The following is a 24,893-nucleotide window of genomic DNA, read 5'->3' on the forward strand; positions in this document are numbered from 1 at the left end:
CCTACTCACACGCCGCGCGGCGCGATTGGCAAAGATATCCGAAACACAGTTCGGCCCGGCACGCTGTCCAGCGCGATCCAGCCATCGTGGTCGGAAATGATTTTAGAAACCAAGGCAAGGCCAAGCCCCGTGCCATTTTCGCGCCCCGATACAAAGGGTTCAAAAATTTCGCTTTGACGCTCGGGCGCAATGCCTGGGCCATCGTCAATGATCTCGACCTGCAGGGGCATAGATGCGGCGCTGCCATCGCGTTTGCGCAGTCGCAAGCCCGCCTCGTAAAAACTGCGAATGGTGATTGTGCCCCCTTCACGGCCCGCTTCGGCGGCGTTTTTCAAAAGGTTCAAGAACACCTGCAAAATCTGATCCGAGTCCACCCAAGTCGGCGGCAAAGACGGGTCATATTGATCCAAAATGCGCATATGCGCAGCAAACCCCACCGCCGCAGATTTGCGCGCGCGATCAAGGATGTCGTGGATATTAACCGCCTTACATTCAGGCGGGCGTAGATTTCCGAATTCTTCGACCTGCTCCAGCAGTTTTACTATACGCCTCGTTTCCTCTACGATGAGATCGGTCAGCTCACGGTCTTCGCCGCTGGCATTCATCGAAATCAACTGCGCCGCACCCGTGATACCCGCAAGCGGGTTTTTGATCTCATGGGCCAGCATCTCGGCCATACCAATGGCTGATCGCGCGGCGGATTTACTGACCAAGCCCCGATCAAGCCGCCCCGCCAATTCGCGGCTTTCAAGCAGCATCATCACCTGATCGCCCCCCTCGCTCACAGGGGCAAGCTGCACGTCACAAGATACTGGTTTTTTGGATCCTGTGCCAACATCCACACCGCCCACAAAAAGCGCGGATTGACCTTGACGCACGCGGGCCAAAGCCTCCTCCATCGGGGCATCCACAAAGACGCGATCCCAGACAGGGTTGCCTGTCAAACTGCGTTCGGATGCGTTCAGAAATGTCTCAGCCGCAGGATTGACCGATAGGATCAAATCGCCCCCGTCAATAATCAGCCCGGGGATCGGCAAGGATGACCAGATCATGTCGGATGTGACAGGGCTCATGCGGCGCAGCCCGTTTGTGCGAGCCCATCGGTTAGCGCCGCACGCAGCAGGCGCAACACCTGTTCGGGGTCATCTGTGGTCAACACGGCACGGCGTGGTGCATCCCCTACACCAGCCGCATCCAGATACCAACCCAGATGCTTGCGGGCGACCTTTGCCCCCAGTGTTTTGCCGTAAAAGGACAGCATATCCTCGTAATGGCGCGCGATTATCTGAAAAAGAGCCGCACCTTTGGGGGTATCAGCGCGCGTCTGGTCCGATAGACCCGCCGCGATATCGCGCAGCACCCAAGGCCGCCCTTGCGCACCGCGCCCCACCATGACGCCATTTGCCCCCGATTGCGCCATCGCCCGCGTGGCACTTTGCGCATCCACGATATCGCCATTGGCAATCAGCGGAATATCAACCACCTCACGAAACGCGCGAATGGCCTGCCAATTGGCATGGCCCTTATAAAACTGTGCGCGTGTGCGGCCATGCACGGTTAGCATGGCAATCCCCAGATCTTGGGCCATACGGGCGACCTGTGGTGCGTTTTCGCAGGCATCATCCCAACCAAGGCGCATCTTAAGGGTGACGGGAACCGAAACTGCACGTGTCACCGCCTCAAGCACGGCGCGGGCATGAGACAGATCGCGCAGCAAAGCCGCCCCACAGGCCCCTGCACCTGAGCCAGATGTGACCTTTTTCGCAGGGCAGCCCATATTGATATCAATGATCCTTGCCCCTTCCGCCTCTGCCATGCGGGCGGCCTCCCCCATCCAATGGGGATCGCGGCCAGCCAATTGAACAGCCGAGGCCGCAATGCCGAACCCAAGCTCGGCCTTCGCGCGGGCGGCGGGCTTGGCATTGACCATATCTTGGCTTGCAACCATCTCTGAGACGACCAACCCCGCGCCGAAAGACGCAACCAATTTGCGATACGGCAAATCGGTGATCCCCGCCATCGGGGCCAGAAAGACGGGCGGGTCAAGAGTGATATCGCCAAGTTGGATGGGCATGTGCGCTGTGTTGCCTATTCTTTGTGCAGATGGGTTTGGCCTAATCTGCTTTGGGGCGGGAGATCAAAAGAAACGCGACCTTATACTGGGGCAATTTACACAAATGCACAATATTTAATCACCACGACCAAAAAATGTGCAGGACGCTGATCCGTATTGTGCGTCATAGGCTTAGCCCGTATCACCTGATCCATGGATAAATCTGACCCATCCCACACCGCACACTCTTTGACGGCCGCACCGCTCGTGGCGCTGGTTGTGGCCGCGGGTCGGGGCACGCGCGCAGGCGGCGGTTTGCCCAAACAATATCGCAGTTTGGGGGGCGTCCCTGTTTTGCGCCGCGCCGTTCGGGCGCTCTGGGATGCTGCGGATTTCGCGCAAACCATCGTGGTTATTCACCCCGATGATGAGGCGCTCGCCCGTGAGGCGCTTGGCGCGGATGCCGCGCGACTTACATTCGCCCTTGGCGGGGCCACGCGCAGTGCCTCGGTGCAGGCGGGTTTGGCAGCTGTGAATGATAAAACAGCCCAAGTCTTGATCCATGATGCCGCGCGCCCCTTTGTGGCGGCCCGCATCGTGCAAGATGTGATTGCCGCGCTGCGCGAACCCGGCTGTTTTGCTGCCGCACCTGCCCTGCCCATGACCGATGCCCTGTGGCGCGCGGGCGAAGGCCACGTTTCACAAATTCAATCTCGAGATGGGTTGTTTCGCGCACAAACGCCACAAGCCTTTCATTATTCCACCATTTCACAGGCCTATGCCGCCGCAGGCGAAGACGCCGCGGATGATGTCGCCATTGCCCTTGCGCATGGCGTGAAAATTAAGGTGGTTGCGGGGGATGAACAAAATTTTAAACTGACCACAGCGGCGGATTTTATCCGCGCGGGCCATGTCATAGGGGCAAACGGCGCAATGGATATTCGGATTGGCAATGGCTTTGATGTTCATGCCTTTTGCGCGGGGGATCACGTGATCCTCTGCGGGGTGAAAATTCCACATGATCGCGCCCTCAAAGGGCATTCGGACGCGGATGTTGGGTTGCACACTGTAACAGATGCGATTTACGGGGCCTTGGCCGAAGGGGATATTGGCACCCATTTCCCGCCATCCGACCCGCAATGGAAAGGCGCGCCAAGCGACATTTTCCTCATTCATGCGGTCAAACTGGCAGCATCGCGTGGCTATGGGATCAGTAATGTTGATCTGACCTTCATGTGCGAGGCCCCAAAGATCGGGCCCGTCTCAGCCGCGATGCGTGCGAGTTTGGCAGAATTGCTGAGTATCGACCAAGATCGCGTATCGGTCAAAGCCACAACAACCGAGAAACTGGGCTTTACAGGCCGCAAGGAAGGGATCGCCGCGACGGCCACAGTGACATTAGTGAAACCATGACATATTGGATTGCAACTGTTTTTGGCGTGGGTCGCCTGCGCCCTGCCCCTGGCACATGGGGCAGCTTGGCCGCGCTGCCGCTTGCATGGGCCTTGCATGAATTGGGCGGGTTTTGGCTGCTTGCCACGGCGACAATCGCCGTCTTTGCCCTTGGATCATGGGCGATTGAAACAGAAATCCGCAATGGCGCCGAAGATGACCCTTCGGAATTCGTGATTGACGAGGTTGCAGGGCAATGGATCGCGCTTTGGCCCGTCTCTTATGGGGCGATCTTCGCGGATGCCTCTATCTTGGCGCTGTGGCCAGGCATTCTGACGGCCTTTATCGCGTTTCGTCTTTTCGACATTTGGAAACCCGCCCCCGTGGCTTGGGCAGATGCCAAGCGCGGCGGGGTTTGGGTGATAATGGATGATGTGATTGCAGGCTGGCTTGCCGCGCTTGTGGTCGCAATTCTGGCCGCTATTGCACATCTATGGCTGATTTAAGCGCGGATATCATCCAGACAGCCCGCGACAAGGGGCTACGCATCGCCACTGCCGAAAGCTGCACAGGCGGGATGGTCAGTGCCGCGCTTACCGATATTGCGGGATCAAGCGCCGTATTTGAGCGCGGCTTTGTCACCTATTCCAATCAGGCCAAAATTGACCTTCTCGGTGTCTCGCCTGAGACGCTTGCGGCGTTTGGCGCGGTTTCAAACGAGGTGGCGCGTGACATGGCCCTTGGGGCCAAAACCCGTGCGGGGGTCGATATAGCCGTGTCGATTACAGGCATCGCCGGGCCAGGGGGCAGCGCGCATAAACCTGAGGGCCGCGTTTGCTTTGGCCTTGCAAGCCCTGCGGGTATGGCGCTCGAGCAAGTGGATTTTGGTGTGCTGGGACGCGCGAATGTGCGCATCGCCGCGCGCGATTACGCCTTGCGCCTGTTGCACCACGCCATTTTGCAAAACGATTAAAATTTAATCATAGCGCGCAATTTGCGCATTAATTTCGCGCCAATTTGAAGATTGACCAAGATTTCATCGCCCATTTAACAGCTTGCCTCTTTTTTCGTCAGATGAATCCCGCTTTGAGGCGGGCAAATGAAAAAAGAAGGGACGATGCAATGAATGCTGCCGATACAGCGTGGATCATAGTCGCCACAGCGTTGGTTCTATTCATGACCTTGCCAGGCTTGGCGCTTTTCTATGGGGGGTTGGTGCGTGCGCGTAACGTGCTCAGCGTGTTTATGCATTGCTACGCAATCGCCTGTTTGATGTCGATTTTATGGCTCGCTTTTGGCTACTCCATCGCCTTTGGATCTGGCACATCAGGATTTTGGGGCGGATTGGACAAGGCATTTCTCAACGGGGTCACCGCAGATAGCCTGTCTGGCAGCCTGCCGGAAATCCTGTTTTTTGCGTTCCAAATGACCTTTGCCATTATCACGCCCGCCTTGATTGTGGGCGCCTATGTGGAACGGGTTGGATTTGGCTTTGTGCTTTTGTTTTCTGCGCTTTGGATGCTGATCGTTTATGCGCCTGTCGTGCACTGGATCTGGGGCGGCGGCATGATGTCGGATGGTGGCATCTTTGGCGAGACAGGCGTGCGCGATTTCGCGGGCGGGATTGTGGTGCATGAAACCGCAGGCCTTGCGGCTTTGGTGATCGCAATTTTCTTGGGCGTGCGGAAAAATCAAACCACGCCCCCCCATAATCCAGGTTTTGTGATGATCGGGGCCGCGATGCTGTGGGTGGGTTGGTTCGGCTTTAACGGCGGCAGTCAGCTAGCGGCGGATGGCGGCGCGGCAATGGCGCTGACGGTCACGCATATTTCTGCCGCAGCAGCCTCGCTCAGCTGGGGGCTCTGGGAGCGCGTGAAATACGGCAAGACCTCGCTTGTGGGTGTCGTCACGGGCACGATTGCAGGTTTGGCCTCTATCACCCCGGCCTCTGGCTTTGTCGGGCCTGTGGCGGCGCTGATCATCGGGACAATTGCAGGCATTCTTTGCCAAGAGGCGGTGAATTTGATCCGCAATAAGGTCAAGATTGACGACACATTGGATGTCTTCGCTGTGCATGGTGTGGGCGGGATTTTCGGCACCATCATGATCGCCGTCTTTGGACAGGGTGCATGGGTGGCGCAGCTGGGTGCCTTGGCGGTGGTGGGCGCATACACCATCGTCTTGACCGTGGCCCTTGTAAAACTGGTTGGCATGATCACGCCGCTGCGCGTGGATGCAGAGACCGAGGTAAATGGCCTTGATCTCAGCGTCCATGGTGAACGCGCCTATGATATGAGCAGCTAAATCAAGGATTTACCTGATGACATGAAAGCGGGCTGTCAGGCCCGCTTTTTATTTTTTCCCATATAACGCCTCTGCGCGGGCCTCAAAGGCGCGCACAATCCGCGTCATCGCCTCATGGAAAAACATGCCTGCCGCCCCTTGCAGCAGGCGGTTTTTGAATTCGAAATCCACATCAAAGCTGACCTCACACCCGCTCTCGGGCAAATCACGCATGCGCCAATTGGAAATCATGTGGTTAAAAGGCCCATCAATATAGGCGGTTTCAATCCGCATTTCTGCATCGAACAGGCGTACGCGGCTGCCAAATTTTTCGCGGAACATCTTAAAACCCACGATTAAATCCGCCAACATTTCGCGATGGTCGCCCTGATCTGTCACACTGCGCACGCGTGCGGCCACGGCCCAAGGGATGAATTCAGGATAGCGCGCCACATCCGCCACAAGATCATAGATCTCATGGGCGCGATAGGGCAGCGTGCGCGTCTCGGAATGGGAGGGCATAGACAGCCTTTCATCTTTCTTTGCACCTTGTGATGTCTTAGATATGGCGGCAGAATTCAAGGTAATGAGCGCAAGAAAATGACAGATCGCCCCTATGAAATTGACGTTTTAATCTCGGCCAAGGCCATTGCCGCGCGGATCGAGGAATTGGCACGCGAGATTGAAGCGCGATTTGAGGATACCGATAAGCTGGTGGTTGTGGGGCTTTTGCGCGGATCATTCATGTTTATCGCGGATCTGTTGCGCGAATTGAACTTGCCTGTTGAAGTCGATTTCTTAGAGGCGTCTTCCTACGGGAATGAAATGACCTCCTCGCGGGAGGTGCGGATTCTCAAGGATTTGCGCGGCGAAATCGGGGGGCGCGATGTGTTGGTTGTCGAGGATATCGTGGATACGGGGTTTACCCTGAGCCATGTTCTGTCGCTGTTAAAATCGCGCGATCCGAAGCGGTTGGAAACCATCGCACTTTTGGATAAACCCGTGCGCCGCGAGGTGGACATCAGCGCCACATGGACGGGGTTCGAAATTCCCGATCATTTTGTTGTGGGCTATGGCATTGATTACGCGCAACGAAATCGCAATTTGCCCTATATCGGCGCCGTGCGGTTCACCTAAGCCAATTGCAGCCAAGGAGATCTGCCCCCATATGACAGGGGCTAAATCGGTCTTGGGGGTGTAAGATGGGGCCAATATGGTTGATGCGGGCGGCCAAATGGGCGCGAAACCCGCCCTCGGCGCGGCAGGTGAAGCGCCTATTGGTGATTTTCGCGATTGTATTTGCAATCTTTATTGCCGAGCGATTGGGGTTTTGGCCCGATGCCCTAACCTTACCCCCGCGCTAAGGGGGGCTATGTCTCTCACAATCTTGTGACCTTAGCGCGCTATGGCACAGGTCTTGTGCAAAATTAGAATATAAATTTCGCGCCATTCGTGCTTGGATGTCGCAATACTGTTGGTGGTGACCTGGTGCTGGACGGGTCATTTAGGACGACCGATTAACAATCCCGCATGAAACGGAGGGTTTCACATGACGTTTTCTGCAAGTTTCACGATTAAATCCACCCTAATGGCTGCTGCTCTTGCTGTGGCGGGCCTGCCTGCTTTTGCCAATGAAGGGGCGATTGGTGCGCGTCAGGGGCAGTTCAAGATTATGGCCCTGAATATTGGGGTTTTGGGCGGTATGGCGCGCGGCACAGTCGACTATGATGCTGCACAGGCGCAAATTGCGGCAGATAATCTGGCGGCAATTTCGCAATTGAACCAAGCCTTTAACTGGCCCGAAGGCAGCGACATGATGGCCGCGACGACCAATCGCGCCTTGCCTGCCATTTGGGAAAATCAGGATGATTTTCTTGCAAAATGGGCGGCCTTTGGCACAGCCGCGACAGGGTTACAGGCCGCTGCCGGCAATGGCCTTGAGGCAATGCAAGCGGCGCTTGGCCCTGTGGGGGGCAGCTGCGGCGCCTGCCACGATGCCTATCGCCAGCCCCAATAAGACACAGGATACGGGGCCGCCCATGTGGAAGAAACTGATCCTCAGCGCCAGTTTGGCCGCTTTTGGCGGGTTTCTTTTGATATGGGCGGTCTTTCCGCGCAGCCCAATCACGGCAAGCACCATGGCGGCCCTCGCTGACCCCAATCTAGAGAATGGCGCGCGTGTGTTTTGGGCGGGGGGATGTGCCTCATGCCACGCGGCAAACGGGGCCAAGGGTGAGGCGAGGTTGATCTTGGCAGGTGGGCGCGCCTTTGAAACGGATTTTGGCACATTTTACGCGCCAAATATCAGCTCTGATGCGACTGCAGGCATAGGCGATTGGACAATGGCGCAGTTCTTACGCGCCATGCAACATGGCCGCGGGCCGAATGGTTTGCCTCTTTATCCTGCCTTTCCTTACAAAGCTTATCGAATGGCTGACCCCCAAGATATGGCTGATCTATATGGCTATCTGCAAAGCCTGCCCGCCGACCCAAGCCTGTCGCGCGACCATGATCTGACCTTTCCCTTCAACATCCGCCCCGCCCTATTTTTCTGGCAGGCCCTCTATCTTGAGCAAGGATATGCGGTCACCGCCCCCATGAGTGACGAGGCCCTGCGGGGCCGTTATTTGGTTGAGGCCCTCGCGCATTGCGGTGAATGCCACACCTCCCGCGGCGCGCTTGGCGCAGTGGATCATGGCGCGTGGCTTAGAGGTGCGCCAAACCCTTCGGGACAGGGGCGCATCCCCCCCCTCACCCCAGACGAATTGACATGGTCAAAGGATGAGATCGCAGCCTATCTCAATGATGGCTTCACCCCAAGCTTTGACAGCGCAGGCGGCCATATGGTCGATGTTATCCGAAACATGGCCATGCTGCAGCCCGATGATAGGGCCGCAATTGCGCAATATCTCAAAGAATTGCCTTAAGCGCCTAATTTTGCCAAACGCGCCGCTTTGAGGCGGGCAAAATCATCGCCCGCATGATAGCTAGACCGCGTCAAAGGCGTGGCCGAAACCATCAAGAACCCTTTGCCAAAGGCCGCCTTTTCATAGGCCTTGAATTCCTCTGGCGTCACAAAACGATCCACCGCGTGATGTTTCGGGGTTGGCTGCAGATATTGGCCAATGGTCAAAAAGTCGATATCGGCGGCCCGCATGTCATCCATCACCTGCAACACGGCTTGGCGGTCTTCCCCAAGGCCAACCATGATACCAGATTTGGTGAACATTGTCGGATCCATCTCCTTGACCCGCTGCAGCAGGCGCAGGCTATGGAAATAGCGCGCGCCAGGGCGCACCTCAGGGTAAAGACCCGGCACAGTTTCGAGGTTATGATTGAACACATCGGGCTTTGCACGCACCACGATTTCCAAAACACTTGGGTCGCATTTCAAAAAATCGGGGGTCAGGATCTCGATGGTCGTGTCAGGGGATTGACGGCGAATAGCGCGAATGGTCTGGGCAAAATGTTCTGCCCCACCATTCTCAATGTCATCGCGATCGACCGAAGTGATGACAACGTGGTTCAGGCCAAGTTTCTTAACCGCATCGGCCACGCGGCCCGGTTCGAAGACATCCAAGGCCTCGGGCGGCTTACCGGTTGCGATATTGCAAAACGTGCAGGCACGGGTGCAAACCTCGCCCATAATCATCATCGTGGCGTGACCTTGGCTCCAACATTCGCCGACATTGGGGCATCCCGCCTCCTCGCAAACGGTGGTCAATTTATGCTCACGCATGATTTTATGCGTGGCCTTATAGCCTTCCCCAACAGGGGCCTTCACCCGAATCCAAGAGGGTTTTTTCGGCTGTGCCTGATCGGGGCGATGCGCCTTTTCTGGGTGGCGTTGCTCGGGCAATTTAAGGTCGCGCATGGGTCTGGCTCCGTGACGTTGCGGGGGTAATTTAATCCCTTTGCTACACGATTGTAACCCCGCAGATCACATTGCCTCAGTCGATCATAGCGGGCACCAAGCCGTGATGCGTTTGATAAAATTCCAAAAGGCGTTGCAGCCCAATCTTCAGAACAACCTTTCCCGACCGCGCCGACCATCCCAAACGGCGCTCGGCCGATTCCATCCCCTCAAGGAAACAGCAGACCCGCATCACCACATCAGACAGACCCGGCCCTAAATGTTCCATGGCATCCAAAACACGTTTGCGCGTGGCGGTAGGCCCTTCGCCGATCCCACCATCGCCAAACACGCCGCGATCTGCCGAGGTCAAAAACCGATCCCAATTTTGCGCCACGCGCGGCCCCAATTAAGCGCGCTCAAAATCTTCGCGCAGGCGTTCAGCAGCCTGCACCAAAGGCGCGCTCAGAAACGGCTTGCCATCGGCGCCCTTGCGCCGCGCCAAGCCTGACAGGGGGGACTCGTTAAGGTTAACGCGCATCTGCGCATGGCTGCCATTGGCAAAATTTTCGCGCTTGATGCCATAATCAGCATGCTGCGCGGCAAAGACATTTGGCCCGTGCCCCAAATCCCCATCCGATTTGCGGCGGCGGCGGTCTTCTTCGATCAGGCGTTTCAAGGCCAAACGCCCCGTTGGCGTAATCCGATAGGAGGCCACCCTCCCCTTGCGCGTAGCGCATATCCAATCCTTCAGCACAAAACATTGCGCGTGGCTGCGATCCATCACCGCCGTGCGGGTTTGCCCCCCTTCAAGGTTCGGGCGCAAAACAACCGCGCGATCCATATCTTGAGCCAAAACCAAAACCGCGTCTTTCTCGCAAAGACGGCGCAAGATACGCCGCGCCTCGCTATCGCTATTAGGGGAAGATTTTAGCACCTGCTTTGGCGCATGAGCATTCGGAATTGAGGGCATGGGAACAACATCCTTGGGAGGGAGGGGATCATCGAGATCAGCCAAAGCCTGATCTAAAAGCGGATCATCACGGGCATCTTCGATTTGGCGCACATGGCGCAATATCGTGCTGGGATGGCTGTGATAGGCCGCGGCGATTTTGGTGAAGGTCAGCCCGTAATGAACGTGGCAAATGTAGTGCTGCACTGGGTCAGAAAACTCCGTCAGCCGATCTGGGTCGGGAAGATCAATTTGATAGGTCAGATCATCATTAGTCATGAACGGAGCCCCCCCAGATAAAACAACCATAGCGGTCAAGTTGTTTAAGATTTCCTGCAAAGGGTTACTGAAGGGTTAATTTTTGCGAATATAGGGAAAACTCTCTAAATTTCGTAAAGAAAAACGGGCCGCGCGCGCGCTGTGCGCGAAATTCTGCAAGCCTTTGATATGCGAGTGCATTCTTGGGGGGTAAATCTTTATCAGAGAAAGACCCCTCCCCATGGCTGATTTGATGACCACCCTTCAAGATATGCGCCGCCCGCCTTCTCTTGTGCGTGCGGCGCGCTTTGCCGCCGCAGGTCAAAAACCCTTGCGCCAATCAAGCCAAGATCTTTTGCCACGCGAAGAAGCCCTCAATACTGCGCGCCTGAGCGGGGCTGCCCAGTACTCGCCCACCCAACATATCACGACCCTTGCCGCGCTGATCCAACTGGCTGAGCGCAAAAGCACAGATGCGACTGTCGCAAAAGAAAACCGCCCCAAGCTTGTGGCATGGGGCGGCGAAAGATCCAGTGACCTAGACGCTCAGATAAAGGCGTCTGGCATCTCAGATTTGCGTCGCGCGATATAGGCCTTGAGGGCCTCGTCAACCGCAGGGTCTAGCGCGGGCTGGACATATTCAGACAGCATTTTGTCCACCCGCGCAGCCGCCAAGGCCACGCTGTCACGGCTGCCCTCATCAACCCATGTTTCATAGGGCTTGTAATCAAGCACATTGGTTTTCCAGAAGGCGGTTTTGAAATTCGCCTGTGTATGCGCACAGCCCAAGAAATGCCCGCCCGGGCCAACCTCGCGCAACGCATCCATCGCTTGGGCATTCTCGTCAATCGGCACACCCGCCGCCAGATGGTGCAACACGCCAAGCTGATCCGCATCAAGCACGAATTTCTCAGGGCTTGCGGCCAAGCCGCCCTCAAGCCAACCACAAGCATGCAGCATGAAATTCACGCCTGACAGCAAACCCATATTCAGCGAATTCGATGATTCATAGGCTGCCTGCGCATCGGGCAATTTTGAGCCGTTAAACGACCCCGCCGAGCGGTAAGGTAAGTTCAAACGCCGCGCCAATTGCCCTGCACCATAGGTGATTTGCGCAGCCTCTGGCGTGCCAAATGTCGGTGCGCCTGAATTCATATCAATTGATGTCACAAAGGCCCCGAATATCACAGGCGCGCCTTTGCGGATCATTTGGCTATAGGCAACAGCCACCATCACCTCGGCCAACACTTGGGTCAGCGTGCCCATAACCGAAACAGGCGCCATCGCGCCCCCCACGATAAAGGGCGAGACGATGCAAGCCTGATTATTCGCGGCATAAACCTCCAATGCGCCCATCATGGTTGCATCGAAAGTCAGCGGGGAATTGATATTGATCAGCGATGTCATGACCGTGTTATTGGTCGCGAAGTCTTCGCCGAACAGAATTTTGCACATATCAACCGAGTCTTGCGCCCGCGATGGTTCGGTGACCGACCCCATAAAGGGCTTATCACTCAGGCTCATATGCGCATAAAGCATATCAAAATGGCGCTTGTTAACGGGAATATCCGTTGGTTCGCACACTGTGCCACCCGAATGGTGCAGCCATTTCGACATATAGCCCAGTTTCACGAATTTCTGAAAATCAGCCATAGTCGCATAACGGCGGCCGCCGACACTGTCCCAAACAAAGGGAGGGCCATAAACAGGGGCAAGCACCAAAGATTTGCCGCCGATCTCAACACTGCGCTCTGGGTTACGGGCGTGTTGGATAAACGAGGACGGCGCGGTTTTAATCAGGCTGCGCAGCAGTCCCTTGGGAAAACGCACACGCTCGCCGTTGACATCGGCCCCCACATCTTTCCATCGCTTCAGCGCCTCGGGATTTTCCACGAAATTGACACCGATCTCTTCGAGAACAGTTTCCGCATTCGCCTCGATGATCTCCAGCGCCTCGTCCGAGAGGATTTCGAGATTGGGGATTTTGCGTTCGATATATTTCGCCGCTTCAAGTTTGGGTGCGCTGCGCTCCGCACGGCGGGCGGCTCCGCCACCCCCTCTGCCCCGACGTCGATCTGCTGCTGCTTCGCTCATGATTTTGCCCTCTCGAAGTGACATAAATTTGAATCCCGCAAAAATTGCGGGGCAGGTGTGTTGCCGCTTTTATCTTGCGAAACAATGGGGGCGATGGCGATTTGCGCCATTTGCGAGGGGAAAGCGACATTCGCGCTCTTGCGCGCGCGCAAAGCCTCGCCTATGCGAAGCATATGACGATAGAACCCATTGCCCAATCCCATGAGCGGCTTCTGATCATTGATTTCGGCAGCCAAGTGACGCAACTGATTGCCCGCCGCCTGCGCGAGCAAAATGTGTATTGCGAAATTCACCCCTATCAAAATGTCGATGCCGCGTTTTTGGCGGAATTCGACCCCAAGGCGGTGATTTTCTCGGGCGGGCCAGATTCGGTGATGCGCGAAGGATCCCCGCGCCCGCCGCGCGCCGTGTATGATCTGGGCGTGCCGATCATGGGCATCTGCTATGGCCAGCAGGTGATGATGCAGGATCTGGGTGGCGAGGTTGAGGCAGGCGAACACGCCACCGCCGAATTTGGACGCGCCTATGTGACCAAAACCACCGCCCAATCAGATTTTGTGGATGGATGGTTCAGCGCGGAAGATGGCCGCGAACAGGTTTGGATGAGCCACGGCGACCATGTTAGCAAAATTGCCGATGGGTTCGAAGTGCTTGGCACATCCCCAGGCGCGCCTTTTGCGATCACCGCCGATGTGAACCGCCGTTTTTACGCGGTGCAATTCCACCCCGAGGTGCATCACACCCCCAATGGCGCGCAGCTCTATAAGAATTTTCTCTCCATCGCAGGTTTCCGCGGCGATTGGACAATGGCGGGCTATCGTGACCAAGCGGTCGCCGCCATTCGCGAACAGGTCGGCGATGCTAAGGTGATTTGCGGCCTGTCAGGCGGGGTTGATAGTTCGGTCGCTGCGGCCCTCATCCATGAGGCCATTGGCGATCAGCTCACTTGCGTCTTTGTGGATCATGGCCTGCTGCGCATGGGCGAGGCTGAGGAAGTGGTCACGATGTTCCGCGACCACATGAACCTGTCCGTGATCCACGCGAAAGAACAGGATTTGTTCCTTGGTGCACTCGAAGGGGTCAGTGACCCCGAGGTGAAGCGCAAAACCATCGGCAAATTATTTATTGATGTGTTCCAGAAATATGCCGATAGCATCGAAGGCGCCTCCTTTTTGGCGCAGGGCACGCTTTACCCTGATGTCATTGAAAGCGTAAGCTTTTCTGGCGGGCCAAGCGTCACGATCAAAAGCCATCACAATGTGGGTGGCCTGCCCGAAAAGATGGGGCTGAAACTGGTCGAACCCTTGCGCGAATTGTTCAAGGACGAGGTGCGCGCCTTGGGTCGTGAACTGGGTCTGCCCGCACATTTCATCGGCCGCCACCCCTTCCCCGGGCCTGGTCTTGCGATCCGTTGCCCCGGCGAGATCACCCGCGAAAAGCTAGAAATCCTGCGCAAGGCCGATGCGGTTTATATCGACCAAATCCGCAAGCATGGGCTTTATGACGAGATTTGGCAGGCCTTTGTGGCGATCCTGCCCGTGCGCACCGTGGGTGTGATGGGCGATGGCCGCACCTATGATTATGCCTGCGCCCTGCGTGCGGTGACATCAGTTGATGGGATGACGGCGGATTATTACCCGTTTAGCCATGATTTCTTGGGCGAAACCGCCACCCGCATCATCAACGAGGTCAAGGGCATCAACCGCGTGACCTATGACATCACCTCAAAACCGCCCGGAACGATTGAGTGGGAGTGAGGCGCGATGTATGTATCTGTCACAGGTCTGAAAACCAAAGGCATGATCAGTTGGATCAGGTTTTGGGCCTTGGCAATCCCCGCCGTTCGCGCCGCGCAAACGGCCAAAGGCGCGCGCTTTGTCGGCACGAAAATCCGCCAAGGTGTGCATCATACCTTGACCGTGTGGGACAGCAAAGCCGATATGATGGCCTATCGCAGATCACCTGCGCATCTTAAATCCATGAGGGTGTTCGCCCAAATTGATACGGGCAAGGTGCATGGATATGAGGCCGATATTATTCCGACATGGGACGCAGCTTTGACCGAATATGACGCAAAGGCGCGTGACGTCTAAATTGTCCCTCAACTCTCAGGCGCCACGTAAACACCCTGCTCTTTAAGAGCGTCAATCACTTCTTCGGGCATATAGGTCTCATCATGGCGGGCGAGGATTTCGGTTGCTTCAAACACGCCATCAATCAGGCGGCCTGTGCCAACCATGCCTTCGCCCTCGCCAAACAAATCTGGCAGAACACCCGTGTAAGACACAGGGATGGAGGCCGCGCCATCGGTGACGTTGAAGGTGATGGTCGCCCCTTGGCCGCGGCGCAATGTCCCCTCCTCCACAAGGCCGCCGATGCGGAAGGTTTTATTCGCTGCGGGCGGGTTTTCGGCCACCTCGGCGGGCGGCATGAAGAAATTGATGCCATCACGAAACCCATACCCAACCAGCGCGGTCATGCCGACCAGGCAAAACACGGCCAGCATAACAATCTGAATACGGCGTCTTTTTTTCAATGTTTGCATCGTCTTACACCTATCATTCCATCACGCCGTCACGCGAGGTCATGGGAAAAGCGCGAGGTTTTCTAACCCTTGCTTTTCGTCAAACCCAAGCATCAGATTGGCGTTTTGCAACGCTTGACCCGATGACCCTTTGCACAGGTTATCAAGCGCGGCAAAAACAATCGCGCGGCCCGCGCGCCGATCCTTTGCCACCCCTATATAGGCATGGTTCGAGCCGCGCACATCATGCGTTGACGAGGCTGCGCCAAAGGGTAGCACGTGCACGAAAGCCTCAGATGCATAGGTTGCGGCCAATGTGTCGTAAATCGCCTCAGCCTCGCCTTTGACATAGACCGTGGCCAAGATCCCGCGGTTAAACGGGGCGAGATGGGGGGTAAATTGCACCTCAACCTTGCGCCCTGCGAGGGCTGAGAATTCTTGATCAAATTCCCCCAAATGGCGATGCGTGCCGCCTACCCCATAGGGGTTTGTGCCTTCCGAGAGTTCAGCATGAAGCAGGTTCTCTTTTAGGCTGCGCCCTGCCCCCGACACGCCAACCACCATGTTAATGATGATCTCATCAAGATCAATCAGCCCCGCCGAAATCAAAGGCCGCAAGGCATATTGCCCCGTGGCCGCGTTGCAGCCCGTGCCTGCGACAAGGCGCGCCGCTGATATCTCATCACGGTAAAATTCAGTCAGACCATAGACCGCTTCGGTCTGCAATTCTGGGGCGGCATGGGGCTGGCCATACCATTTTTCATAGGCCACAGGGTCGCGCAGACGAAAATCCGCGGAGAGATCCACAATTTTCAAATTGCGCGGCAGGTCTTTGATCACCGCCTGCGAGGTCGCATGGGGCAGCGCGCAAAAGGCCAGATCAATATTCGTGAAATCAATTTCTTCAATTTTCTGAAGGACGGGCAAATCTAAATGACGCAAAAAGGGAAACACATCCCCCATCGCCATGCCCGCCTTGCGCTCGCCTGACAGGGCCACGATGCGCATGCCCCCATGCACATGGATCAGCCGCACCAATTCCGCGCCCGTATATCCAGAGGCCCCTAGGATCGCGATATTCTTTGTCATTCCATCTCTTTCATGCATCAGGAAGCTCTGCCTGTTCAAAGGCAATCTTGCGGCGCAAAAACTGTGTGGCCTTGTTCGATACTTTTTGCGGGTCGCCCGTTGTCAAAAACTTCGTCACGGCCCCCGCACCTGCCATTTCAGGGCGGCGGGTCAGATAATCGGCCAAACTTTCGGCAACCAGATTGGGCTGGCTGTATACCGCCACATCAGGGCCAAGGGCAGTGCGGAAATGCTCTTCAACCAGCGGGTAATGGGTGCAGCCCAAAATGGCCGCCTCGGGGCGCGGCATACGGCGCAACAGCGCCTCAACATGGCTGCGCACCATCGCCTCAGCCAAGATCATATCGCCCATCTCAATCGCATCCACCAAGCCGCCACAGGGCTGTGCTTCGACATCAACACCAATGGCGCGAAAGGCCAATTCACGTTGAAACGCGCGGCTTGAGACAGTTGCAGGCGTGGCAAAAAGCGCCACATGTTTTACCGCAACTTCGCGGGGGGGCGAGTTATCCCCCCATTGCCGCTCGGTCAGTGCCTCAATCAGGGGGACAAACACACCAAGGACGCGCTTGTCTTTCGGAACCCACCCCTCCTGCATCCGCCGCAACGCGGCCGCAGAGGCGGTGTTACAGGCTAAAATGACCAGATCACAGCCTTGATCAAACAGGCATTGCACCCCGCGCGTGGTCAGGTGGTAAATATCTTCTGCATCCCGCACCCCATAGGGCGTGTGCGCGTTATCGCCAAAATATACCAACGGCAAATCGAGCAATCGCCGCGTGACCGCATCCAACACTGTCAGCCCACCAAGGCCTGAGTCAAATATGCCGACCGCCATCTTCCTGCCTTTCATGCCGCTTGGCGAGACGCTTTTGATCAAATTCAAACCCGCGCAAGCGAGGGTCAATCGGCGTTTGGCTCAAGCGATAGGTTTCGCTGCGTAGAAAATCCATCAATGCGGGCGGATTGTCCAGATGAGCTGCCATATCTTGCCGCGAAATTGGCCTGCCCACTGTCACCTCAAGCGGCACTTTCATCCGTTTGCGAAATTCACGGATCAGCAACCCCATACGCAAGGTGACATGGATATGGCTCATGATCTGGAAAAGACGCGAATTCTGCCCTTCAAAGAAAATCGGGATCACGGTTGCGCCTGAACGCGCGACCATGCGCGCGGTAAAGACCCGCCAATCTGGATCCATCGGAACGCCAAAAGGCTTGGCCGCAGTCGAAACTGTGCCGCCAGGAAAAATGCCAATCGCGCCCCCTTGATCCAAATAGGAAAACGCGGCCTTGCGTGTGGTGATGTTTTGCGCAACCGCCTCTTTGGTTTCATCGAAGGAGACGGGCAGAATGATCCGCTCAAGATCGGGGGCCTTGCGGAAAATCTGATGCGCGAGAATGCGAAAATCCCCGCCCCGGCGCTGGGATAGGATATGCCCCATAATCAACCCATCCAAAATGCCAAACGGATGGTTCGCAATCAAAATCAGTGGCCCCGCCTCGGGGATGCCCTCGAGCCCTGCCCCGTGATACTTGATCTTCAGGCCGTAGCGATCGCAGATCACCTGCCAAAAATCATGACCTGCCGCCACTTGATCCTCATAGCCTTCGGCACGGCGGATCAAGGACAGGCGCCCTGTCGTGTTTTCCAACAAACGGATCACCGCACGCCCCATTCGGGTCTGCGCCGAGGTCGCATAGGTGATATCACGCGCCACCTGATAACGCTTTAATTTGCGGGGATGTTCTGTCATCCATGCCCCCGCTTTGGCCAACCCCAAAGGCAGATCAGCTCTAACGCAACATGGGCGGCAGCCACCGCCGTGATCTCGCCCGTGTCATAGGGGGGGGAAACCTCAACCACATCGCCGCCGATTAGGTTAATCCCCGCCAATCCGCGCAGGATCAAGGCCACCTCACGGCTGCTCAAGCCCCCCCAAACAGGCGTGCCTGTTCCCGGGGCATAGGCCGGATCAAGCGCATCAATGTCAAAGGAAAGATAGACAGGCGCATCACCAAGCCGCGTGCGGATCGCTGAAACCACATCCGCCACACCGCGCCGCGCCACATCTTGGGCACTGATGATTTCGATGCCCAGATTGTCGTCCACCACGGTGCGAATACCCACATGGATTGACCGCTGAACATCAATCAAACCTTCCTTCACCGCCTTGTAGCAGAAGGTTCCATGATCCACCCGCGCAGGCGCATCATCAGGCCATGTGTCGGTATGGGCATCAAATTGCAGCAAGGCCACGGGCCCGAATTTGGCCACATGGGCGCGCAAAATCGGCAGGGTGATCGAATGATCCCCGCCCAAGCTGATGACATTCGCCCCTTGGGCCAAAATGCCCGCAATATGCGCCTCAATTGCGGCGGGCGTCTGCGCGGGTTGCGCATAATCCAGTGCCATATCGCCGTAATCGGCAATCGCAAATTGCTTAAGCGGCGAGAAACCATCCCACCCAAAGGGCGGATCAAAAGGTTGCAAACTTGAGGCAGCGCGGATGGCGCGCGGGCCAAATCGGGTGCCTGCGCGATGCGTCACCGCCTGATCAAAGGGAATGCCTGTAATAGCCAAGTCCACCCCCGATAGGTCTTTAGACAGTTTGCGGCGCAAAAAAGAAGACACCCCAGAAAACGCATTCTCAAATGCAAGACCTTTGAACGATCCCGCCGTAATGGCCAGATCAATTTGGCTTTTGGCATCTTCCAGCGCCATTTTGCGCCTCTCCCTTACTGTCCCTGATCCGTTCTGTTCCAGCTTTGGGAAAAACTCAAGCCAAACCCGCCGCGGCGACTGGCCTCAAGGGTGAAATTCGACTAGATCTTGCCCAAAGATCAAAAAGGATGGGCAGATGACCGAGCAGACCGATAAATTGCGCCAAGATTTTATTGACGCGATGAGCCTTTGCGCGAATTCCGTCTGCGTGGTCAGCACCGATGGCGTTGCAGGTTTGGGGGGCTTGACCGTCTCGGCCATGAGTTCTGTTTCTGCAGACCCAGACACCCAAGCCGATGGCCCAACCATGTTGATTTGCGTTCATGCCAACTCGACATCGTTGCCTATCATTCTGGAAAATGGCGTATTTTGCATCAATATCCTCGGCCAAGGATCTGATCAAACGGCAGAAATTTTTGCAGGCCGGCATGGCCTCACAGGGGCTGCGCGCTTTGACAGGGTTGCCTATGCCCCACTTGCAACGGGCGCGCCCGTTTTCTCAGATGCTTTGGCCGCCTTTGATTGCACCATTTTGAAATCAGACACCATCGGGACGCATCATGTGATTTTCGGCGTAGTGCGCGCCGTGACCCTATCCGATCAGGCCGACCCGCTGATTTACCACAAACGCCGCTTTCGCGCTCTTGCGCCCGAAACCAAATAAAGGGATGCGCCATGTATGATCGTGATCTGATTGAAAATGGCGGCGGCTCTATGGCCCGCCTTCTCGAGATCATGCGCGCCTTGCGCGACCCAGAGGCGGGCTGCCCTTGGGATATCGAGCAAGATTTCGACAGCATCGCCCCCTACACGATTGAGGAGGCCTATGAGGTGGCCGATGCAATCTCGCGCCGTTCATGGGGCGAATTGCGCGGCGAATTGGGGGATTTGGTTCTGCAATCGGTCTATCACGCGCAAATGGCGGAAGAGGCAGGGTATTTCACCTTTGACGATGTTCTGCGCGACATTTCCGACAAGATGGTCGCGCGCCACCCGCATGTGTTTGGTGCAGGAAATCGCGACAAATCGGCAGACCAACAGGTCGAAGATTGGGAAAAGATCAAGGCCCGCGAGCGCGCCGCCCGTGCGAAAACGTGGGTTTTGGCCGATGTCGCACTCGGCTTGCCCGCCTTGATGCGGGCGGAAAAACTACAAAAACGGGCAGCACGCGTGGGGTTTGATTGGCCACAGATAGATCAGGTGATCGATAAAATCGCCGAAGAATCCGCCGAATTGGCCGAGGCGCGCGCGACCCTCCCCCAAGAGAAAATTGCCGAAGAAATGGGGGATTTGCTGTTTGTGATGGCCAATCTGGCGCGCCATCTCAAGGTCGACCCTGAAACGGCCTTGCGCAAAGCGAATGAAAAATTTACCCGCCGTTTCAATTATATAGAAAAAGCACTTCGGGCTGTTGGTCGCAGCGCAGATCAGTCCAACCTCGAAGAGATGGAAGCCCTGTGGCAAGAGGCCAAGACCCAGGGGCTGTAACGCCGCCATCTTGCCAAGCCTGTGATTTTGGTTACCTTCCTGCCTTGGCGCGATTTTGGGGCGCCTGACCTAGGAAAGCGTGCACTGATGAGCCAAGCAAACCAACAGCGCCCCGCATTGGCGGCGCTCTGGATGACGGGGGCAATTGTCGCCTTTACTCTGATGGCCATCGCAGGGCGCGCTGTCTCCTTTGAATTGGACACATTCGAGATCATGACCTATCGCTCGGCTGTGGGGGTTGTGGTGGTTGCGATCCTTGCCACGGTCTTTGGTAAATGGGGCGAGGTCAAACGCGACAAGCTGCCGATGCATATGGGGCGCAATATCTTTCATTTTGCAGGGCAAAACCTTTGGTTTTACGCGATTACTGTGATCCCACTTGCGCAGGTCTTCGCGCTTGAATTCACCTCGCCGCTTTGGGTCATGCTTTTGGCTGCCCTGTTTTTGGGCGAGCGTTTGACGCGGCTCAAGCTATTTGTCGCGGTTGTGGGGTTCATTGGCATCTTGCTTGTCGTGCGCCCTTGGGTGGCGCCCCCCTCTGCAGGAATGATCATTGCCGCAGCGGCGGCGCTTTGTTTTGCCAGCACCGCGATTTTCACCAAGCGCCTGACGCAGAGCCAAACCATCACCTGCATCATGTTTTATCTCACGATCATGCAACTGGTCTTTGGACTGGTGTGCAGCCTTGCCGATGGGGATATGGCCTTGCCGACAGGGGGCAATGTAGCGTGGATTGTTTTGATCGGCTTTGCGGGGCTCGTGGCGCATTTTTGCCTGACATCCGCCCTCAGTGTCGCGCCCGCCTCGGTGGTGATGCCACTGGATTTTGTGCGCCTGCCTGTGATCGCACTGATTGGGGTCATGCTCTATGCCGAACCCCTTGACGCCATGGTGCTTTTGGGGGCAGCCCTTATTTTCGGGGCGAATTACCTCAATATTGCAGGCGCCGCGCGGCTAGAACGCCGCAATTCCGTCACCAGCTAAATGTAACTTTTTAAGCATTTTTTATATATACAAGAAGGGTGTGCTTGCGCTTAATGATCACCAAGGGGGATCATTGTAGGAGGGACACCCATCATGACCCGTAAGCGTTGGTTGCTTGCACCCGTTTATTCACTTTTATGCAGCCTTTGCATTGGCCAAGTCGCCCATGCAGGGGGCCCAGATCAAACCACATTCTCACCTCTCATCCTGTTCGAGGATGGCGGTTATGCCGACATCAGCGCACAGCGCCGCAATATTACTGTGTCAGGCGCACTTATCGCCACGCCAAACGTGGGCGCACAAAATGTCCTGCAAAACCGCACCACGCTAGGTTTGGGATAAACGCAAGATTTGGGTGATCGCATGGGCGTGGCCTTGCAAATCACCACCCCCTATGCTGCCAACACCGCCTATAATGCGGCGGGCTATCCGCTGAACGGCACCACTGCCACATTGGAAAGCCGTGCGATCACGGCGCTTTTATCCTATGACATCGGCCAAAACGCCTTTGCTTTTGGTGGTCTGCGCCTGTTGCAATCGGATGGTGATATTTACGTTTCGCTGAATGCAGGCTTGCCGAATGTCTTTTCCTACCGCTTTGATGGCGAAAGCGATACAGGCTTTGGTTATGTTCTGGGGCTTGCCTATAGCCGCCCTGAATTCGGCACCCGTCTAGCCCTTAGCTATACCAGCCCGATTGATTTGACGTTTTCAGGCCAAGAGGGGCGGGTATTGGGCGCGGCAGGCGCGACCCCTGCCCTCAGCGACACGCGGTTTGGCGTTGAGATGCCCGCAACCCTCAGCCTTGATTTTCAACAGGGCATTGCGAGCAACACCGCCCTTTTTGGCCGCATTCAACAAAGCCGTTGGGGGGGATTTGAGATCAGGCCAAACCTCTATCCCTCAGGGGCATTGGTCACCTATCGCGATGATGTCATGCGCTATGATCTGGGCGTAAAGCATCGCCTAAGCGAGGAATGGGGTATATCGGCCCTGTATTCGTAAGAACCGCAAACGGGCGGCCTATCAAGCAACCTTGCCCCTGTTGATGGCCTACGCGCCTTCACGCTTGGGGCCGAATATACGCGCGGCAATGCGGCCATCGGGTTTGCCCTCTCTGATGTGCGATTTGACGACACAACAACATGGCTTGGAACCACTCCCTTTGCGCGGTTCAACGGAAACAGGGCAAGGCTTGTCACGATCCGTCTCAGCCATCGCTTTTAAGGCCGCGCGCAAAATCGCCATTGGAATCTGGCAGGTTTTCGGGATAGACCTGCCAAAACAAGGCTTTGGCAAAGGCGGCAGGCCCTATGGAAATGCTTTATAAATCCGCAAGCGATTGGCGTGCAGCGGCGCAAAAACAGGTTCTTTTTTTCGGGATGTCAGGCCTTGGCAAGACACGGCTTGCCAATTTGCTACGCGATGCTGGGGATTGGTTCCACTATTCCATCGATTACCGCATTGGCACCGCCTATATGGGCGAGCATATTGTCGACAATCTCAAACGTCAGGCAATGCAAGTGCCGTTTCTGGCAGATTTGCTGAAGTCGGATTCTATTTTTATCGGCTCAAACATCACGTTTAACAACCTCGCGCCGCTCTCTACCTTCCTCGGAAAACCTGGTGATCCTGCCAAGGGTGGGGTCGGGTTTGAAGAATATATGCGCCGTCAGGCGCTACATCGGCGCGCTGAGATCAACGCCCTTTTGGACACGCCCAGCTTTATCAGCCGTGCGCGCGACCTTTATGGATATGCCAATTTCGTCTGCGACACGGGCGGCTCTATTTGTGAGGTTGTTGACCCCAACGACCTGCAAGACGAAGTGCTGCGCACGCTTGCGCATAATTGCCTGATGATTTGGATTGAAGGGAGCGAAGATCATACCGAGGAATTGATCCGCCGCTTCACCCGTGCGCCAAAGCCCATGTATTACCAGCCGCAATTTCTGAATGCGCGATGGGCTGACTATTTGGCCGAAACGGGGCTGTCGCCCGATGCGGTCAATCCAGATGATTTTATCCGCAACACCTATGCGGCAGCCTTGCATCATCGCGCGCCGCTCTATCGCGATATGGCGAAGAACTGGGGCCTGAGGGTCAGCGCCGAGGATGTCGCGCGTGTGTCCGATGCACAAGATGTGATTGCTTTGATCGCCACAGCCCTTGAGGCGCGCGGCGAGATCACCTAAATCCCCTTTTCGCGCTGAAGATACGGATCACCAAATGCCGATAACCCTGCCAACCAGCCTGCCTGCATTCTCCATCCTTCGGGATGAGGGGGTGATGGTCATGGGGCGCAGCGCGGCAGAAAGCCAAGATATTCGGCCATTGAAAATTGGGCTTTTGAACCTGATGCCTAAGAAAATTCAGACCGAGACGCAATTTGCCCGCCTGATTGGCGCATCGCCGTTGCAGACGGAATTCTCGCTGATCCGCATGAGCGAACATGAAACAAAGAACACCGCCACGGAACATATGGCCGAATTTTATAAGCCATTTCGTGATGTGCGCGAGCAAAAATTTGATGGTCTGATCATCACAGGCGCGCCGATTGAGCATCTGGATTTCGAAGATGTGACCTATTGGTCTGAGCTGTGCGAAATCTTCGAATGGACGCAAACCAATGTCCATTCCACCTTTGGCATTTGCTGGGGCGGGATGGCGATGATCAATTATTTCCACGGCGTCAAAAAACATATGCTGCCCGCAAAGCAATTCGGGTGCTATCGGCATCGCAATCTGCAATCGGACAGCCCCTATTTGCGCGGGTTCTCCGATGATTTGGTGATGCCCGTCAGCCGTTGGACGGAAATGCGCCGCCCCGAGATCGAGGCAGCGGGCCTGCCCGTGTTACTCGACAGTCCCGAGGTGGGCCCTGCCTTGGTCGAAGATAGCGCACATCGCGCGCTCTATATCTTCAACCATCTTGAATATGACAGCACAACCTTGGCCGAAGAATATCAACGTGATCTGGGGAATGTTCAGGTGGACGGGGCCAGTATCGCCCTGCCCGTCAATTACTTCCCCCATGATGATCCAAGCCAAAAACCGCTCAACCGCTGGCGCAGCCATGCCCATCTTCTATTCGGCAATTGGATTTCGGAAATCTACCTGACGACACCCTTTAATATGGCGCGCATTGGTCAAGACAGCACCGATCTGCGGCGGTGATAGACGGGCGCAGGATGCGCCCCT

28 protein-coding genes and 1 pseudogene are annotated in these 24,893 nt (G+C 56.2%); 18 read left to right on the forward strand and 11 right to left on the reverse strand.

All coding sequences use genetic code 11. The features are described from left to right. Positions 1–5 precede the first annotated feature (5 nt). Positions 6–1,073 carry a two-component system sensor histidine kinase NtrB gene (locus tag AAC622_RS05295; RefSeq protein ID WP_340260695.1) on the reverse strand — a complete coding sequence of 356 codons (1,068 nt, stop codon included), beginning with the start codon at positions 1,071–1,073 and terminating at the stop codon, positions 6–8. After that, the gene (gene dusB / locus AAC622_RS05300) at positions 1,070–2,074 is read right to left on the reverse strand and encodes a tRNA dihydrouridine synthase DusB (RefSeq protein WP_340260696.1); all 1,005 of its coding nucleotides are present in this window, start codon (positions 2,072–2,074) and stop codon (positions 1,070–1,072) included. Before dusB ends, AAC622_RS05295 begins: the two co-directional genes overlap by 4 nt. 192 nt (positions 2,075–2,266) lie before the next feature. Here dusB and AAC622_RS05305 point away from each other — a divergent pair, with 192 nt between their 5' ends. From AAC622_RS05305 to AAC622_RS05320, 4 genes are all read left to right on the forward strand, one after another. Next, entirely contained in the window at positions 2,267–3,466 is a 1,200-nt protein-coding gene (locus AAC622_RS05305; protein WP_340260698.1) for a bifunctional 2-C-methyl-D-erythritol 4-phosphate cytidylyltransferase/2-C-methyl-D-erythritol 2,4-cyclodiphosphate synthase, read from the forward strand. Further along, positions 3,463–3,951: a phosphatidylglycerophosphatase A family protein gene (locus tag AAC622_RS05310; RefSeq protein ID WP_340260699.1), complete on the forward strand. Its 489-nt coding sequence runs from the start codon at positions 3,463–3,465 to the stop codon at positions 3,949–3,951. The genes AAC622_RS05305 and AAC622_RS05310 overlap by 4 nt, the downstream gene beginning before the upstream one ends. Then, on the forward strand, positions 3,939–4,418 hold the full coding sequence (locus AAC622_RS05315) for a CinA family protein (protein WP_340260700.1): 480 nt from the start codon (positions 3,939–3,941) through the stop codon (positions 4,416–4,418). Before AAC622_RS05310 ends, AAC622_RS05315 begins: the two co-directional genes overlap by 13 nt. Positions 4,419–4,567: 149 nt before the next feature. Further along, the gene (locus AAC622_RS05320; protein ID WP_340260702.1) at positions 4,568–5,749 is read left to right on the forward strand and encodes an ammonium transporter; all 1,182 of its coding nucleotides are present in this window, start codon (positions 4,568–4,570) and stop codon (positions 5,747–5,749) included. 48 nt (positions 5,750–5,797) lie between these two features. Here AAC622_RS05320 and AAC622_RS05325 read toward each other — a convergent pair whose 3' ends face one another. Then, positions 5,798–6,250, reverse strand: coding sequence for a type II toxin-antitoxin system RatA family toxin (locus tag AAC622_RS05325; protein ID WP_340260703.1), 453 nt, complete (start codon positions 6,248–6,250; stop codon positions 5,798–5,800). A gap of 78 nt (positions 6,251–6,328) precedes the next feature. Between AAC622_RS05325 and hpt the strand changes: the two genes are divergently transcribed. The 4 genes from hpt to AAC622_RS05345 all read left to right on the forward strand — a co-directional run bounded on the left by hpt (position 6,329) and on the right by AAC622_RS05345 (position 8,655). Beyond that, positions 6,329–6,865, forward strand: coding sequence for a hypoxanthine phosphoribosyltransferase (gene hpt / locus AAC622_RS05330; protein ID WP_340251307.1), 537 nt, complete (start codon positions 6,329–6,331; stop codon positions 6,863–6,865). 65 nt (positions 6,866–6,930) lie between these two features. Next, positions 6,931–7,092: a hypothetical protein gene (locus tag AAC622_RS05335; RefSeq protein WP_340260705.1), complete on the forward strand. Its 162-nt coding sequence runs from the start codon at positions 6,931–6,933 to the stop codon at positions 7,090–7,092. Positions 7,093–7,277: 185 nt separating this feature from the next. Continuing rightward, positions 7,278–7,745, forward strand: a complete 468-nt coding sequence (locus tag AAC622_RS05340) for a c-type cytochrome (protein ID WP_340260706.1) — start codon at positions 7,278–7,280, stop codon at positions 7,743–7,745. Then, a complete protein-coding gene (locus tag AAC622_RS05345; protein WP_340260707.1) occupies positions 7,723–8,655 on the forward strand; it encodes a cytochrome c in 933 nt (310 codons plus the stop codon). Before AAC622_RS05340 ends, AAC622_RS05345 begins: the two co-directional genes overlap by 23 nt. Here AAC622_RS05345 and lipA read toward each other — a convergent pair. Beyond that, positions 8,652–9,602, reverse strand: coding sequence for a lipoyl synthase (lipA, locus tag AAC622_RS05350; protein WP_340260708.1), 951 nt, complete (start codon positions 9,600–9,602; stop codon positions 8,652–8,654). The genes AAC622_RS05345 and lipA overlap by 4 nt on opposite strands. A gap of 76 nt (positions 9,603–9,678) precedes the next feature. Further along, positions 9,679–10,842: pseudogene (locus tag AAC622_RS05355) on the reverse strand (DUF6456 domain-containing protein). A 190-nt stretch (positions 10,843–11,032) separates the two neighbouring features. On the opposite strand from AAC622_RS05355, the gene AAC622_RS05360 reads away from it, so the two are divergent. Continuing rightward, positions 11,033–11,383: a DUF6477 family protein gene (locus AAC622_RS05360; protein ID WP_340260709.1), complete on the forward strand. Its 351-nt coding sequence runs from the start codon at positions 11,033–11,035 to the stop codon at positions 11,381–11,383. Here the strand turns inward: AAC622_RS05360 and AAC622_RS05365 are convergent. After that, positions 11,338–12,885 (reverse strand): trimethylamine methyltransferase family protein, encoded by a 1,548-nt coding sequence (locus AAC622_RS05365; protein WP_340260710.1) that lies wholly within the window; start codon positions 12,883–12,885, stop codon positions 11,338–11,340. The two genes, AAC622_RS05360 and AAC622_RS05365, sit on opposite strands and share 46 nt — an antisense overlap. 173 nt (positions 12,886–13,058) lie before the next feature. On the opposite strand from AAC622_RS05365, the gene guaA reads away from it, so the two are divergent. Then, positions 13,059–14,642, forward strand: a complete 1,584-nt coding sequence (gene guaA, locus AAC622_RS05370; RefSeq protein WP_340260711.1) for a glutamine-hydrolyzing GMP synthase — start codon at positions 13,059–13,061, stop codon at positions 14,640–14,642. A 6-nt stretch (positions 14,643–14,648) separates the two neighbouring features. Next, on the forward strand, positions 14,649–14,978 hold the full coding sequence (locus AAC622_RS05375; RefSeq protein ID WP_340260712.1) for a hypothetical protein: 330 nt from the start codon (positions 14,649–14,651) through the stop codon (positions 14,976–14,978). An 8-nt stretch (positions 14,979–14,986) separates the two neighbouring features. Here AAC622_RS05375 and ccmE read toward each other — a convergent pair whose 3' ends face one another. Genes ccmE through speB form a run of 5 tightly spaced genes read right to left on the reverse strand, consistent with a single transcriptional unit; the run spans position 14,987 to position 19,223 of the window. Then, the gene (gene ccmE / locus AAC622_RS05380) at positions 14,987–15,430 is read right to left on the reverse strand and encodes a cytochrome c maturation protein CcmE (protein ID WP_340251321.1); all 444 of its coding nucleotides are present in this window, start codon (positions 15,428–15,430) and stop codon (positions 14,987–14,989) included. A 39-nt stretch (positions 15,431–15,469) separates the two neighbouring features. Continuing rightward, positions 15,470–16,498 carry an N-acetyl-gamma-glutamyl-phosphate reductase gene (gene argC, locus AAC622_RS05385; protein ID WP_340260713.1) on the reverse strand — a complete coding sequence of 343 codons (1,029 nt, stop codon included), beginning with the start codon at positions 16,496–16,498 and terminating at the stop codon, positions 15,470–15,472. Between the two features lie 10 nt (positions 16,499–16,508). After that, positions 16,509–17,336, reverse strand: coding sequence for a glutamate racemase (locus AAC622_RS05390; protein WP_340260715.1), 828 nt, complete (start codon positions 17,334–17,336; stop codon positions 16,509–16,511). Next, positions 17,317–18,255: a lysophospholipid acyltransferase family protein gene (locus AAC622_RS05395; protein ID WP_340260716.1), complete on the reverse strand. Its 939-nt coding sequence runs from the start codon at positions 18,253–18,255 to the stop codon at positions 17,317–17,319. Before AAC622_RS05395 ends, AAC622_RS05390 begins: the two co-directional genes overlap by 20 nt. Then, positions 18,252–19,223, reverse strand: coding sequence for an agmatinase (speB, locus tag AAC622_RS05400; protein ID WP_340260717.1), 972 nt, complete (start codon positions 19,221–19,223; stop codon positions 18,252–18,254). Before speB ends, AAC622_RS05395 begins: the two co-directional genes overlap by 4 nt. Before the next feature lie 136 nt (positions 19,224–19,359). Here speB and AAC622_RS05405 point away from each other — a divergent pair, with 136 nt between their 5' ends. The 7 genes from AAC622_RS05405 (at position 19,360) to AAC622_RS05435 (ending at position 24,869) form a co-directional block, all read left to right on the forward strand. Further along, entirely contained in the window at positions 19,360–19,887 is a 528-nt protein-coding gene (locus AAC622_RS05405) for a flavin reductase family protein (protein WP_340260718.1), read from the forward strand. Between the two features lie 11 nt (positions 19,888–19,898). Further along, positions 19,899–20,711, forward strand: coding sequence for a nucleoside triphosphate pyrophosphohydrolase (mazG, locus tag AAC622_RS05410; protein WP_340260719.1), 813 nt, complete (start codon positions 19,899–19,901; stop codon positions 20,709–20,711). Between the two features lie 87 nt (positions 20,712–20,798). Then, entirely contained in the window at positions 20,799–21,695 is an 897-nt protein-coding gene (locus AAC622_RS05415; RefSeq protein WP_340260720.1) for a DMT family transporter, read from the forward strand. Positions 21,696–21,788: 93 nt separating this feature from the next. After that, positions 21,789–22,037, forward strand: coding sequence for a hypothetical protein (locus AAC622_RS05420; protein ID WP_340260721.1), 249 nt, complete (start codon positions 21,789–21,791; stop codon positions 22,035–22,037). A 9-nt stretch (positions 22,038–22,046) separates the two neighbouring features. Then, positions 22,047–22,700 (forward strand): outer membrane protein transport protein, encoded by a 654-nt coding sequence (locus AAC622_RS05425; RefSeq protein WP_340260722.1) that lies wholly within the window; start codon positions 22,047–22,049, stop codon positions 22,698–22,700. 314 nt (positions 22,701–23,014) lie between these two features. Next, a complete protein-coding gene (locus AAC622_RS05430; protein WP_340261452.1) occupies positions 23,015–23,887 on the forward strand; it encodes an ATPase in 873 nt (290 codons plus the stop codon). Between the two features lie 34 nt (positions 23,888–23,921). After that, the gene (locus tag AAC622_RS05435) at positions 23,922–24,869 is read left to right on the forward strand and encodes a homoserine O-succinyltransferase (protein WP_340260724.1); all 948 of its coding nucleotides are present in this window, start codon (positions 23,922–23,924) and stop codon (positions 24,867–24,869) included. Positions 24,870–24,893 lie beyond the last annotated feature (24 nt).

Origin of the sequence: Roseobacter sp. HKCCA0882 (assembly GCF_037805225.1) — a bacterium.
Classification (GTDB): Bacteria; Pseudomonadota; Alphaproteobacteria; order Rhodobacterales; family Rhodobacteraceae; genus M30B80.